General features: G+C 54.5%; 14 protein-coding genes and 1 tRNA gene. 10 read left to right on the top strand and 5 right to left on the bottom strand.

Annotation, left to right across the window (positions count from 1 at the left end; translation table 11 throughout):
• Window positions 1-31: 31 nt before the first annotated feature.
• Both ACYJRZ_RS23270 and ACYJRZ_RS23265 read right to left on the bottom strand, forming a co-directional pair.
• Entirely contained in the window at window positions 32-316 is a 285-nt protein-coding gene (locus tag ACYJRZ_RS23270) for a BufA1 family periplasmic bufferin-type metallophore (RefSeq protein WP_095433328.1), read from the bottom strand.
• A 46-nt stretch (window positions 317-362) separates the two neighbouring features.
• Window positions 363-629, bottom strand: a complete 267-nt coding sequence (locus ACYJRZ_RS23265) for a BufA1 family periplasmic bufferin-type metallophore (protein WP_092718462.1) — start codon at window positions 627-629, stop codon at window positions 363-365.
• A gap of 289 nt (window positions 630-918) precedes the next feature.
• Between ACYJRZ_RS23265 and ACYJRZ_RS23260 the strand changes: the two genes are divergently transcribed.
• The 3 genes from ACYJRZ_RS23260 (at window position 919) to ACYJRZ_RS23250 (ending at window position 2,422) form a co-directional block, all read left to right on the top strand.
• On the top strand, window positions 919-1,485 hold the full coding sequence (locus ACYJRZ_RS23260) for a sigma-70 family RNA polymerase sigma factor (RefSeq protein WP_459462949.1): 567 nt from the start codon (window positions 919-921) through the stop codon (window positions 1,483-1,485).
• On the top strand, window positions 1,472-2,107 hold the full coding sequence (locus tag ACYJRZ_RS23255) for an NrsF family protein (protein ID WP_459462947.1): 636 nt from the start codon (window positions 1,472-1,474) through the stop codon (window positions 2,105-2,107). Before ACYJRZ_RS23260 ends, ACYJRZ_RS23255 begins: the two co-directional genes overlap by 14 nt.
• Window positions 2,108-2,348: 241 nt before the next feature.
• Window positions 2,349-2,422 (top strand) — tRNA-Gln (locus ACYJRZ_RS23250).
• Here ACYJRZ_RS23250 and ACYJRZ_RS23245 read toward each other — a convergent pair.
• From ACYJRZ_RS23245 to rfbA, 3 genes are all read right to left on the bottom strand, one after another.
• Window positions 2,390-2,638, bottom strand: a complete 249-nt coding sequence (locus ACYJRZ_RS23245) for a hypothetical protein (RefSeq protein ID WP_459462945.1) — start codon at window positions 2,636-2,638, stop codon at window positions 2,390-2,392. The genes ACYJRZ_RS23250 and ACYJRZ_RS23245 overlap by 33 nt on opposite strands.
• 732 nt (window positions 2,639-3,370) lie before the next feature.
• On the bottom strand, window positions 3,371-4,522 hold the full coding sequence (locus tag ACYJRZ_RS23240; protein ID WP_459462943.1) for a glycosyltransferase family 4 protein: 1,152 nt from the start codon (window positions 4,520-4,522) through the stop codon (window positions 3,371-3,373).
• 103 nt (window positions 4,523-4,625) lie between these two features.
• Window positions 4,626-5,498, bottom strand: a complete 873-nt coding sequence (gene rfbA, locus ACYJRZ_RS23235; protein WP_459462941.1) for a glucose-1-phosphate thymidylyltransferase RfbA — start codon at window positions 5,496-5,498, stop codon at window positions 4,626-4,628.
• A gap of 149 nt (window positions 5,499-5,647) precedes the next feature.
• Between rfbA and rfbC the strand changes: the two genes are divergently transcribed.
• The 7 genes from rfbC (at window position 5,648) to ACYJRZ_RS23200 (ending at window position 12,837) form a co-directional block, all read left to right on the top strand.
• The gene (gene rfbC, locus ACYJRZ_RS23230; RefSeq protein WP_459462939.1) at window positions 5,648-6,208 is read left to right on the top strand and encodes a dTDP-4-dehydrorhamnose 3,5-epimerase; all 561 of its coding nucleotides are present in this window, start codon (window positions 5,648-5,650) and stop codon (window positions 6,206-6,208) included.
• A 9-nt stretch (window positions 6,209-6,217) separates the two neighbouring features.
• Window positions 6,218-7,294: a dTDP-glucose 4,6-dehydratase gene (rfbB, locus tag ACYJRZ_RS23225; RefSeq protein WP_459462937.1), complete on the top strand. Its 1,077-nt coding sequence runs from the start codon at window positions 6,218-6,220 to the stop codon at window positions 7,292-7,294.
• Window positions 7,291-8,175, top strand: a complete 885-nt coding sequence (gene rfbD / locus ACYJRZ_RS23220; protein WP_459463011.1) for a dTDP-4-dehydrorhamnose reductase — start codon at window positions 7,291-7,293, stop codon at window positions 8,173-8,175. Before rfbB ends, rfbD begins: the two co-directional genes overlap by 4 nt.
• A 5-nt stretch (window positions 8,176-8,180) precedes the next feature.
• Window positions 8,181-9,125, top strand: coding sequence for a rhamnan synthesis F family protein (locus ACYJRZ_RS23215; protein WP_459462935.1), 945 nt, complete (start codon window positions 8,181-8,183; stop codon window positions 9,123-9,125).
• Between the two features lie 164 nt (window positions 9,126-9,289).
• Window positions 9,290-10,105, top strand: coding sequence for an ABC transporter permease (locus ACYJRZ_RS23210; RefSeq protein WP_459462933.1), 816 nt, complete (start codon window positions 9,290-9,292; stop codon window positions 10,103-10,105).
• Window positions 10,095-11,423, top strand: coding sequence for an ABC transporter ATP-binding protein (locus ACYJRZ_RS23205; RefSeq protein WP_459462931.1), 1,329 nt, complete (start codon window positions 10,095-10,097; stop codon window positions 11,421-11,423). The genes ACYJRZ_RS23210 and ACYJRZ_RS23205 overlap by 11 nt, the downstream gene beginning before the upstream one ends.
• Before the next feature lie 163 nt (window positions 11,424-11,586).
• On the top strand, window positions 11,587-12,837 hold the full coding sequence (locus tag ACYJRZ_RS23200; protein ID WP_459462929.1) for a glycosyltransferase family 4 protein: 1,251 nt from the start codon (window positions 11,587-11,589) through the stop codon (window positions 12,835-12,837).
• Window positions 12,838-12,842: the final 5 nt, after the last annotated feature.

Here is a 12,842-nt window from a genome sequence, read left to right as displayed (position 1 = left end):
GCCCACGTTTGCATTGCTTTGTCTGATGGGGTCAGACCGGGGCCGGACCCTGCATCAGGGTGCCGTGGCCGTTCGGTGTTTTGATCGTCTCGCAGGTTCCCGCGGGAACTAACTTCCACGAGTTGCGCTGATAGTCGACCTTCGACGTGCCGGCGCAGGTGGTGCCGGGGCCGGCGGCGCAATCGTTCTGGCCCTTCAGGGCGACGCCGTAGCATTTTTCCTTGGCATCGGCGGCAGATGCTGTCGTCACACCGGCAACCAGCGTCACCGCCGTTGCGACCGATGCGGCCAGGGCGAGTGCGGACATTTTGCTCATGACAAACTCCTTACGAGAGATGATTGACGATCAATCTGGCTTCGGATCAGGCTGGCGTCAGCGAACCGTGGCCCTTCGGGGTCTTCATCGAGGTGCAGGTGCCCGTGGGAACAAGCTTGAAGGACATCTTGTCATAGCTCATGGTCGACTTGCCGGCGCAATCATGCTTGCCGGCGGCGCAATCGTTCTGACCCTTGAGGGCGACGCCATAGCATTTTTCCTTGGTATCGGCGGCCGAAGCCGGCACGGCAACGGATGCAAGTGCGGATGCGATCGAGCCAGCAATGGCCAGGGTGAGGATGCTGTTCTTCATGGATCTGTCTCCTAGATGGATGCGAGCCGTCATTGGCTTGCATCGAGGTCTACGGAGCGTCTCGAGCGGATGTTACAGCCGCATCGGAATTTTTTTGAGACGGGGTCGTTCATAGTGTGCCGGCTATCTGTTTTGGCAGAAACATTGCCAAGCAAGTGTGGTGATGAGGCTGACGCTACATTGGTAAAGGCGCATCTTGCGGAGAGCCCGCCACGACACGAAAGGGCTTGAAAAATAGTTGCCATTGCCGGTAACGAAGGCCTGCGGTCCTGCGTAGAGGAGATGTCGGGTGAATCATTCGGCGCGCGAAGAGGAATGGGCAGTCTGGATGCGCGCGGCGATCGGCGGCGATGCGCAGGCCTATCACCGTTTCCTCACCTCGGTTGCGCCGCATCTGCGCGCCATGGCGCGCCGGCGCTGCGATCAGCTGGGTGCGCCGGTAAGCGAGGCTGAGGATGTGATGCAGGAAGTGCTGCTCGCCATCCATCTGAAGCGCGGCACATGGGATTCATCCCGCCCGATCGGACCCTGGCTGTCGACGATCGTGCGCAACAAGTTGATCGACAGCCTGAGGCGACGCGGGCGGCATATGAGCGTACCGATCGATGATGTGATCGATTTCCTGGAGGCGGAAGAGCATACCGATGCCTCGGACCGGTTCGATGTCGATCGTATGCTGGAGCGGCTGAAAGACCCGCAGAAGACCATCGTTCGCTCGATTTCCGTCGAGGGAAGTAGCGTGCGGGAAACGGCGGACCGGCTGAAGATGACGGAAGGGGCGGTGCGCGTGGCGCTGCACCGCGCGTTGAAGATGCTTGCGGCTTTGTATCGGAGTGAGACCAGTGAAAACCGATGACCTCATCAATCTTCTGGCGCAGGACGCGCCGGTCCGCATGCGGATCGGCAAAGTCCTGACCCTGGCGGTCGTCGCGGGCATCCTGATCAGCGGCGGTATCTTCTTCGCCATGATCGGCTTTCGAGCTGATATCGATACAGCGATGGAGACCGTCCGTTTCCTGTTCAAGTTCGTCGTGACCATCGCGCTTGCCGCGACAGCCTGCGCCGTCGTCTTCCGTATCGGGCGGCCGGATGCATCGCTGCGCCTCTGGGGTTGGACGCTGCTCTTGGCGCCCATCTTGCTGCTTGCCGCCGCAGCCGTCGAAATGGCCGTCATGCCGGCCGACAGCTGGAGTGCGCGGATGATCGGCCATAACGCCCGCTTCTGCCTGACGCTCATACCGCTTTTGTCGATCGGCCCGCTCGCCTGCTTCCTTTTCGCCCTGCGCCAAGGGGCGCCGGAAAAGCCGGGTGCGGCCGGCGCCGTCGCCGGCCTTGCCGCCAGTGGCATCGCCGCAACCTTCTATGCCTCCAACTGCACGGACGACAGCCCGCTCTTTGTCCTGCTCTGGTACCCGATCGCGATCGCGATGGTGACCGCCGTCGGATATGTCCTCGGCAGGCGCCTGTTGCGCTGGTGACGTGATCGAAGGCGTGACCCCAAAATTGGCGAGATCCCTCGTCTGGCAGCAGCTTTGGCGCATTGGGGCAGTGCGGCTTGGAAAATCTGCTGGCAGCAGCCGAATTCGTGACCTATCATTGCGATCCAGGGTGACTGTCAAAAAATCGCATTTTCCTGCGTTAAAGTGTTTGCATCCGCGGCAAATTCGATTATAGAGGCCCTGCTTTCCCCGCAGGGGCACTCTTCGGCCCGGCGGCTGTTGGGAAATAGTTCAATGGTAGAACAGCGGACTCTGACTCCGTTAATCTTGGTTCGAATCCAGGTTTCCCAGCCAACCGCTTTCTAAGCGTTTTCCTTTCTTTCTGTTAGAAGATGAGTGCTCATTTGGGAGAATTCGTCCCTTTTCGAGCTTCCCGATTGCATTCTCGGCGAGTCGCGGATCGCGATTTAGGTAAAGCGCATCGAGGATCGAGCGCACGTCTTTGAGGCTGTGACCGGTGATCGTCGCGATCTCCGCCCCGGTGCGGCCGGCAAAGGCAAGCGTGGTCACGGCGCGTTCCGCGCAGGTTCATTGAACGTCAACCCCACGATACCATCTTGGTCTTGGCGTTGCCCCAGGAGGCGCGAAAGCCGTCAGGCGTCCATTCTTCGCCATCGCTGTTCAGCAGGATCGTCCCCGATTTTTTTTCCTGATGGCGTCCAGCGCGGCCTTGAGAGGGGCGCCAACGGGTATGACGACCTTTGCTCCGGTCTTTCGCTGCTGCAGCCTGATTCGCTTCCCGTCATACTGGGTCTAGTTTAGCTATCAGAAGATCGCCCTGGCGCCGCCTGGTTAAAATGGGCGAGGACGAGCGCTAAATGAAGATGTTTACGAAGCGGCGCGGGGGAATCGGATGACTATTCCAAGCCGAAGGATTGAGCGACATTTTGAACGCTCCGCCTGGCTGGGCGAAATTTAGCCAGCCTATGCTGTATCCCTCCGGCTGTTAGGTGAATTTTTCCTCGACTCCCGCGCGAATTTGGGGGCATACTCTTGTTACCGCTTAGGCAGATGATGGACGTGATGGACGAGGATCCTCCATATGTTGAACAGGAATGGAAAAGCGCCCTGGCCGTTGTCGCTGTGGTGCTTACCTGCATAATCCTGATTGTCGCTTTATTTTTGCTCTGATCTCCAAATAAACCAGTCTGTCAAATGGCTGCGGGTGGCTTACGACTTTGAGCAAGTGTCCTGGTCGCCAGCAACCGTCTTCGCGGTGAGTGCTAACGCGCGTGGTGAAAATTACCTTGAAAGAAGCGCGGCTTCGTACATGGCTCCGACCGTATGTACGATGTGATCCTCGGTAAATCCAGCAAGCACCCGCTCCCGCGCCCTTTGGCCGGCAGAGCGAATCTGCTCCCTATCGCTGAATAATGTACGAATGAGCTCGGCGAGACGCTGTACGTCTCCTACAGGAACTAACCATCCCTCTTGTCCATTCCGAACGAAATCGCGGCATCCGGGAACATCAGTCACCAAAAGGCACCGTCCACAAGCGGCCGCCTCGAGGATGGTTCGCGGCAAGCCCTCGCCGCCGCGCGAAGGCAGACAGGCGACGTGGTGAATTTTCCAGACCTGTCTCACATCTTTTATGGGTCCATTCCACTCTATGCCGTCGCGGCGCGACCATTCCTTCAATGTTTCAATCGAGATAGCCCGCGGGTTAGAGGGGTCAGGCGCGCCATAAAGCGAAAGACGAACGTCGCAACCGCTGGCTCGCGCCAATTCTACGGCGTTTACCAGGGTGTCCGCGCCTTTGGACCATAGCATGCGGCTAACCATGGCAATACGCAACTCGGAACTTTGCGGTAGTGGAGATGGCACAAAATACTCGGGATCAACGCCCGCGCCGCCAAGTATAGTGACATTGGAGGCGGTTGGTTGCAGACCATAATCGAGTGGGTCAGTAACATTCTCGAAAACGAAATGTGTTCGCGAATTGGTAATGACCTTGCTAATGAAAAAACGAAGTATGCGTGCAGGCATCCTCGTTAATGCACTTCTGTCCGCCGACATGAAGCCACCGCCGGTCACAGCCAGAAAACGAGGGCGCACCCCGGCAAGACTGGCAGCCAAAGCGCCAACTAGGATCGAGCGCAAAGCTATGCAGTGAACGAGATCTATTTTCTCGCTTCTCAGTATCGTTGCAAGTCGCAGCACTGCAAATAGGAAGGCGAATGGATTCAAACTCCGCCTTTCCACGTTAAGGGCGATTAACCGCCCTCCGGCCTCTTCAATGATGCCGCGGTGATCATGCTCTCGGGCAATCACGACGGGTCGGAGTCCGGTATCCTGTGCGGCGCGCAAGAGAGGCAAGAAATGCGAAGCGAAAAACCAGTCCTCAGATACTATGAAGGCTATTTGGCCTAGAGATGCTTTTGCGTCAGCCGCCACAATCCCACGTCTCTTTGTTACGCTCGTCCGAATAGCCCGTTGCTCCTCATTCGCGTACCAGCTCGACAATAATCCAAATATCGGATTAACGAGATTTGTCGCTCTACGCGCTTTGCAACGCGATCTCCTGCAAATAAAGGCCATACGCGCTCTTACCGAGTTCCTTACCCAAATGAATAAGCTGCTCCGCGTCGATGAATTTCATGTTGAACGCTACCTCTTCAGGACAAGCAATCTTAAACCCTTGGCGACACTCCAGTGTGCGCACGAACTCTGCCGCTTCGAGTAAGGAGTCCGGTGTGCCAGTATCGAGCCAAGCAAAGCCCCTTCCCATACATTCAACGTTGAGAACGCCTTCCTCAAGATAGGTGCGGTTCAGATCAGTGATCTCCAACTCGCCTCGCGAGGAGGGGCGAAGTTTCTTGGCCAATTCGGATGCGCGGCCATCATAAAAATAGAGTCCCGTGACGGCCCAGCTTGACAAAGGTTTAGCTGGTTTTTCCTCGATGGAGGTTGCGCGTCCATCGTGGTCGAAGCTAACAACCCCGTATCGCTGGGGATCCTTCACATGGTAAGCAAAAACGCTAGCACCCTGGCCATGCCTCACGGCTTTCTTTAATAGATCCGGAAGACCGTGACCATAAAATAGGTTATCGCCGAGTATCAGGGCCGAAGGTTCGCCTCCGACGAATTCTTCACCGATTATGTAGGCTTGGGCCAGCCCATCCGGACGAGGTTGCTCTGCATACGAAAACGAGACCCCCCACTTTTCTCCGTTCCCAAGCAACGTCCGAAATCGTGGCAGATCGTGCGGGGTTGATATGATGAGAATGTCGCGTATGCCTGCAAGCATAAGGGTAGACAAGGGATAGTAGATCATCGGCTTGTCATAAACCGGAAGAAGTTGCTTCGATGCAGCCATTGTCATCGGATGTAAGCGTGTTCCGCTGCCGCCGGCAAGGATAATACCCTTCATTTGCTTTCTCCATGTTGCATCAATGCAGCCTCTAGCCAGCCTATCTCTGTTTAAATAAACCGCCGCTAAATCCACCTGGATCGGTTGTCTTGCGATACCGGGCTATTAGCGTTAAAACGGCGCGTTGAAAAGAGCAGGAGAGTATGTGAATGTTATCAGTTCGGCCGCTTGAGATTCAAGAAGTCCTTGAGATCACGCCGAAAAAAATAGGAGATGACCGCGGGTTCTTCTCGGAGACGTTCAACCGGGCGCGTATGAAAGATCACGGGATCACTATCGATTGGATGCAGGATAATCATTCCTATTCTGCAGAACCATTCACTTTGCGAGGCCTGCATTATCAAGAGCCGCCGTTTGCTCAGGACAAGCTGGTTCGCGTTTTACGGGGTCGCGTTCTTGATGTGGCGGTGGATATCCGGAGAGGCTCTGCTTCATTTGGGAAATGGGTAGCTCTTGAGCTGTCCGCAGAGGCCTTTAACCAAATTTTAGTTCCGATTGGCTTTGCGCACGGGTTTTTGACCTTAGAGCCGCACACGGAGGTGCTCTACAAAGTGTCAGCCCCCTATTCTGCTGCGCATGACCGGTCAATTCGGTTCGACGATCCGGTCTTCAATATCCAATGGCCTCTGAATGGCAGTTCTCCTTGTCTTTCGCCAAAAGATGCTGCAGCTCCTGCCTTTAAAGATATTGTATCCCCCTTCTCTATCTGAGGTCCGCTCATGAAAATCCTCGTCACCGGTGGCGCCGGCTTTATCGGATCGGCTGTTTGCCGCCATCTCATCGGCAATACCGATATTTCCGTCATCAATGTCGACAAACTTACCTATGCAGCGACGCTTAATTCCGTCGACGCTATAAAGGACTCCCCTCGCTATCGTTTCGTTCAAACGGATATATGTGATCGATCGACGATACTTGAATTGCTGAAAGGCGAGCAGGTGGACGCCGTTATGCACCTGGCGGCCGAGAGCCATGTCGACCGGTCGATCGATGGCCCGGGTGATTTCATTCGGACAAATATTCTAGGCACCTATGAACTGCTGGAAGCCGTTCGAGCTTATTGGAGCAGCATGTCCTCGCAGCGGAGGGATTCGTTCCGATTCCATCACATATCGACGGACGAGGTTTACGGCCATTTGCCGCTCGAGGACGGATTGTTCACAGAAGAGACCCCCTATTCCCCAAGTTCGCCTTACTCGGCCTCAAAGGCGTCTTCCGATCATTTGGTGATGGCGTGGCACCATACTTATGGTATTCCGGTCGTGTTATCAAATTGCTCGAACAATTACGGGCCGTTTCATTTCCCGGAAAAGCTTATACCGCTCACAATATTGAACGGACTCGAAGGCAAGCGTCTGCCTGTCTACGGGAAGGGAGAAAATGTTCGGGATTGGCTATATGTCGAGGATCACGCCAGAGCCTTGCACCTTGTTCTGACGAAAGGTGAGCCTGGACGTAGCTATAATATTGGTGGCCGCAACGAGCGGTCCAATCTCGCTGTCGTTGAAGCAATCTGCGATTTGCTCGATCGGCTGTCGCCGCTTGCCGGTGTGGCTTCGCGCCGCTCTTTGATCGAGTTTGTACCGGATCGCCCCGGCCACGACCTTCGGTATGCAATTGATGCGACACGCATCGAGTCGGAACTTGGCTGGAGAGCAAACGAGGTTTTTGAAACTGGCCTCGAAAAGACCGTCTTGTGGTATCTTAAGAACGAGGCCTGGTGGCGCCCTCTGCGGGAGAAGCGCTATGCGGGCCAACGCCTCGGGCACGCGCAAACGGAGACATCTGGCGCATGAGGCTTCTAGTCACTGGCCGCGAAGGTCAGGTCGCACAGTCGATGCTGGCTCTTTCTTCGTCGTCGGCGGAGGTTGTCGCTGTTGGTCGCCCTATGCTAGATATCAGGGACATTGGCTCAATTGAAAGTGCCATTTCGACTTACCGACCCGATGTCGTCGTAAACGCTGCGGCTTACACAGCTGTGGACAAAGCAGAGTCGGACACTGAGGCTGCCTTCGCGGTAAACGCGTCTGGAGCAGGTAACGTCGCGCTGGCAGCCCGACGCGCCGGCTTGCCAGTCATCCAAATCTCGACCGACTATGTCTTTGATGGCCTTTCCGCATCACCCTATGCCGAAGACGGTCAAACCGGACCGCAATCCGTCTATGGCCATTCCAAGCTGGCCGGCGAGATGGAAGTGGCGACAGCAAATCCGTCACATGTGATCTTGCGTACGGCGTGGGTATACAGCACCTACGGCAATAATTTCCTTAAGACGATGCTGAGACTCGCGGATGAGCGCTCGGAACTGAGGATTGTTGCGGATCAACTCGGAACTCCAACATATGCATCGGATATTGCTGCAGGCATTTTAGTGGTGGCTCATCGGATTTGCGGCGGCCGCGGTGCCGCAAATTGCTTCGGCACTTTTCATATGGTCGCTGCCGGTGAGACGAGCTGGGCAGGCTTTGCCCGAGAAATTTTTGCCCAATCTACCCTTGTCGGCGGCTCGAGCGCGGATGTGATCGACATAACAACTGCGGATTATCCCACGCCGGCTAGGCGTCCAGCCAATTCGCGTCTGCAGACGACGCGGTTCAAAGATAATTTCGGTTATGAACTCCCCGTTTGGCAGGATGGCGTTCGCCGCTGCATCCGGGAAATCTACCAGGCGAATTAAAAAGAATGCCGGCGAATTCGCGGATAGATTTTCTGGTTTTCGTGCATGTCCATTACCAGGATATCTGGGAAGAGATGGCGCAGGAACTGAGTGAGAAAATTGACCGTCCATTTGGGCTCGTCCTGACACGTCCTCCTAATCTCAGTCGGCTGACACTGCCAGACACGCCCTTTCTTCGGTTTTCAAAGGAGATAGAGGTCGAAAATCGCGGAAGGGACGTTCTGCCCTTCTTGAAGGCTTTGCGTTCTGAACTTCCGGCCGTCGATATCTGCCTGAAGATTCATGCGAAGCGATCGCCGCATCGGACTGATGGTGTGGGTTGGCGAGCATACATGTGCGACTCCCTCCTCTCCTCGGATAGCAATGGCTTGATTGCCTATCAACTTCTAAACCGCGAAAAGCGAATTGGCCTCCTAGCGCCCGAGGGACATCTTCTATCGCTTGACGGGCGACTTGCGCTGAATAGGCGACCGATGAGCAAGATGATGGAGGCACTCTGTGGGGAGGAGCTACCGTTCGATCTCGAGCAGCGACGCTTCCCTGCGGGGTCCATGTTTTGGTTTCGCCGATCGGCCTTGATAGTATTGAGCAGTCAGCGGGTGGATCGGTTTTTCCCAAGAGAGCGTGGTCAACTTGACGGAACTGCCGCGCATGCCATCGAGCGTTTGTTCGCGCTCCTCGTAGAGCGGGAAGGCTTCGTTGCCGCAGGCATGGAGGCTGCGCGGCCTGTCTTGGCTCGGCTTGAAGGATCGAAAGATCTGCCGCACAACTCGCTTGTGTCCATCGTCGAAACGAGTGCCATATCCTCAGCCAACCCTTTCATCTTGCCGATACCAGGTTTTTGGCGCCAGCAGCGCGCATTATTTCTTCTGGCACATCTCTCCTACGTCTATCTTCCACGCCCCATCACGCGTGTGCTTCGAGCAATTTTGAGACGCGTCCGTGCTTAAGAGGGAATTATCGTGCCATCGCACAACCTCGAAACCTCGGGGTTTTGGCTTGCAAATGAGGAACCGGTTAAATATAGCTGCCCCGCCGCTAGCGAGTGATGAGCTCCTCCAGAAGATCGTGCGCGACATCGCGCGGCCCAATAGAATTGGCCCGGAGGCTCTTTATGCTGACAGTGTTTAGCAATGCTTGGAAGCAGCGCGTCCTGATCCGACGGTTGGTCAACCGCGAGATCCAAGCGCGTTATCGCGGCGCGACCTTGGGGATCGTATGGGCTGCGCTTTTGCCGCTTGCCACGATATCTATCTACACATTCGTCTTCGGAACGATTTTCCGCGCCCGCTGGTCGGTACCCGAGCACGCGGTGGCCAATTCCTCATCCGAATACAGTTTCGGTATTATGCTGTTTGTAGGTTTCATTATCTTTGGAATATTTTCAGAACCCATAAATAGGGCGCCTGGCCTGATGCTGGAGAATCCAAGCTACATCAAGAAAGTTGTGTTTCCGCTCGACGTGTTGGCGTGGGTTTCAGTACTGGCCTCCCTGGTCAGCGCAGGCATTGCATTCGCTGTGTTCCTGGTGATTTTCACAGTGATGTATGGTTTGCCTTCGATCATGATCCTGGTGCTCCCTTTTATCATATTGCCCATCGTATTCATTGCACTAGGGTTTACTTACATTCTCAGCTCGCTCGGCGTTTACATTCGCGATATTCGGCAATTCATACCGCTCTTGACAACCATAATGATGTTCTTGTCGCCGGTCCTTTATCCAATAGAAAACGTTCCAGAACGATTTAGGCAGCTCATTCTTATAAATCCGCTGACGATCGGCATTACCCAGGCGCGTGACGCAATATTCTGGGGGAAGCTACCGAACATCCTCGAGTGGAGCGCATACTTGTTGGTCAGCGTCGCGATTCTCGTTGCTGGGCATGCTTGGTTCACCCGGACCCAGAAAGGGTTTGCTGATGTCCTCTGAGGTGGTGATTGATGCTAAGGGGCTAGGCAAGGCCTATCTCATCTATTCGAAACCCCAGGATCGCTTGAAACAAATGTTCCTGCGGGGTTACCGTAAGCTCTACCGCGAATACTGGGCATTCCAAAACGTGGACTTCCAGGTCAGACGCGGGGAGACGGTTGGCATCATTGGTCGCAATGGATCCGGTAAGTCGACGCTTCTGCAGGTGATCGCTGGAACACTGCAGCCAAGTAGTGGGACTATCTCGGTCACTGGCCGAATCGCTCCACTGCTTGAACTTGGTGCGGGGTTCAATCCTGAGTTTACTGGGCGCGAGAACGTCGTACTCGCCGCCTCAGTAATGGGACTCAGTACGCAACAGATCGATCAGCGTTTCGACTCTATCCTTGAATTCGCGGGTATTGATGAATTCATTGATCAACCGGTCAAATCTTACTCCAGCGGTATGTACGCCCGGCTTGCATTCGCCGTTGCGGCGCATGTCGATGCCGATATTTTGATAGTCGATGAAATTCTTGCCGTGGGCGATGCGGCTTTCGTTCAGAGATGCATGCGCTGGATTCGCAAGTTTAAGGAGAAAGGCACGATTCTCTTCGTCTCTCACGACAGTGCGGCGGTCAATGCTCTGTGCGATCGAGTTATCTGGATGGATAAGGGCGAATTGAGAGCTGAGGGGCCGCCGCAGGACATCGGATTTCTATATCAAGCGGCGCTCTATGAGGAAGTTGATAGTGAAGGCTTCACTATTGCTCGGCGCCAAGCCCATACCAAGCGAGAGCCTGTCAAGGATCTACGACACGACGCGATAAAGCACACGGATAAGCGAAATTTGCTGGAGGTATTCGAGTTTGACACTAACGCCAATTCCTTCGGTGTAGGTGGCGCACGTATCACCGATACTCACTTTGTGATGGCGGATGGCAGCGACATTCCGGTCGTCGAGGGCGGCGAAATACTGACCCTTTGCATTTCTGGCATTGCTGCAAGACACTTGCGTTCGCCAATCGTTGGGTTCTTGGTGCGTGACCGCACTGGCCAGACTTTGTTTGGTGACAATACCTATTTGACCTACCAGCATGCCGCAATCAACATGGATGGGGGAAGTAGGTTCGAAGCACGGTTCACCTTCCAGATGCCTTATCTGCCGGTTGGCGACTATTCGATAGCGGTGGCAGTCGCCGAAGGCACTCAACAGGACCACGTCCAGCATCACTGGATTGATGATGCGCTGATCTTTCAATGTAGCGGCAGCCATGTCACTCAAGGTTTGATCGGCATTCCAATGAGCAACATCACGCTTTCGGTCACTCCCGAATAGACTCGTTGGCCGCTAGCGAGGTTTATTTGACAGATAGCGCTACTTTGAATAGGCGATCGTTGGCCAAGAAAATATCGAATTTTCTGGTAAAGAGCTGCCGAGTTCTTTTCCACGAAACTGAGGTCTCTGCGATGGCAATAACGAATAGACAAGGAAGTAAGCATTGCTGAAGCGCTATCTAGATCGCCTTTTTGGCTCCCAAAAAAAGAACAGGTTGCGCTCCGCGTCTGATCGGATACGTGTCGTTGTGGAGTTGGCGTCGTTCGATAAGGGGGGATTGGAGAAGGTCGTCCTCGATCAGGCCTTGTCGTTCAATTCTGCGCAATTCGAGGTTGTAATCGTCACCCCTGGTGCGCTCGGCCACCTGGCTGCCCAAGCCCGTAAAGTAAATCTGCGCGTTGAACAGCTTCCCAAACTGGGGACCACTGCAGCTTACCGTGCGTTACTACGTAGGATTGAACCCGACGTCTCGATAAGCCATTTTTCTGACCTGGGCTATCCTTTGTTTGCTGAATTGGGAATTCCGAACGTCACCTTCATTCACAATGTTTACGCTTTTATGCCCGACAATGTTCGCGCGACTTTCCAAAAAAATGATAAGTATGTGACGCGATATATTTCGGTCTCGAACAAAGCTTCCATTTTCGCCGAAAAGAATCTTGGTGTTTCACCTGATAAAGTGGTCACCATCCCAAATGGGTTGATTATTGCTGAGCACGAGCAACGCCTCCTTGAACCCTCTAAATTGACACGCTCGGATCTCGGCATTCGTGATACCGATTACGTTTTCCTCAATCCCGCGTCGTACAATCTTCATAAGGGACATTACCTTATGGCGAACTCCCTGAAACGGATTCTAAGGGAGCGTGATGATATCAAGATCCTATGCATCGGGAACACGATTTATCCGCCTCACGTCGCTGAGCTTACCGATTATATCGAGCGCAACGGGTTGACGGACCATATGTTGATGCCTGGTTACTATCCCGCGGTTCAGGATCCCATGCGGCTTGCAGACGCCTGTTTGCTTCCGTCTTTTATCGAGGGGTGGAGCATCGCTATGAACGAGGCGATGTTCTACGCCAAACCGATGATCCTTACCGATATAGGGGGAGCAGCTGAGGTGATCGAAAACAATGACATTGGTATCCTTTTGCCAACCGAGTATCCTGATTTTCGTAAATTGAATTCGAAATATCTCGACGAGCTTGCCTATTCGCCACGTAACTACAAGCTTGAACAGCCACTTGCGGAGGCGATGAAAGAGTTTGCGGACCATCGTGAAAAATGGTCACAGGCAGGTCAGCTCGGGCGAAGAAAACTCCTCGATCGCTATGATTTTACCAATACGATGCGTCGGTACGAGGAGCAGCTTGCGGACGTTGTGGCCGCCGCTGGGCAGGCTAATGACTGACGGAC

Source organism: Rhizobium sp. No.120 (genome assembly GCF_054558365.1).
This window is presented reverse-complemented; position numbering and strand designations above follow the sequence as displayed.

Excerpts from the sequence above, each read along its gene's own strand:
- ACYJRZ_RS23215 (WP_459462935.1), top strand. The coding sequence starts at position 8,181 with ATGCCGGCGAATTCGCGGATAGATTTTCTGGTTTTCGTGCATGTCCAT.
- rfbD (WP_459463011.1), top strand. The coding sequence starts at position 7,291 with ATGAGGCTTCTAGTCACTGGCCGCGAAGGTCAGGTCGCACAGTCGATG.
- rfbA (WP_459462941.1), bottom strand. The coding sequence starts at position 5,498 with ATGAAGGGTATTATCCTTGCCGGCGGCAGCGGAACACGCTTACATCCG.
- ACYJRZ_RS23265 (WP_092718462.1), bottom strand. The coding sequence starts at position 629 with ATGAAGAACAGCATCCTCACCCTGGCCATTGCTGGCTCGATCGCATCC.
- rfbB (WP_459462937.1), top strand. The coding sequence starts at position 6,218 with ATGAAAATCCTCGTCACCGGTGGCGCCGGCTTTATCGGATCGGCTGTT.
- ACYJRZ_RS23270 (WP_095433328.1), bottom strand. The coding sequence starts at position 316 with ATGAGCAAAATGTCCGCACTCGCCCTGGCCGCATCGGTCGCAACGGCG.
- ACYJRZ_RS23210 (WP_459462933.1), top strand. The coding sequence starts at position 9,290 with ATGCTGACAGTGTTTAGCAATGCTTGGAAGCAGCGCGTCCTGATCCGA.
- ACYJRZ_RS23205 (WP_459462931.1), top strand. The coding sequence starts at position 10,095 with ATGTCCTCTGAGGTGGTGATTGATGCTAAGGGGCTAGGCAAGGCCTAT.
- rfbC (WP_459462939.1), top strand. The coding sequence starts at position 5,648 with ATGTTATCAGTTCGGCCGCTTGAGATTCAAGAAGTCCTTGAGATCACG.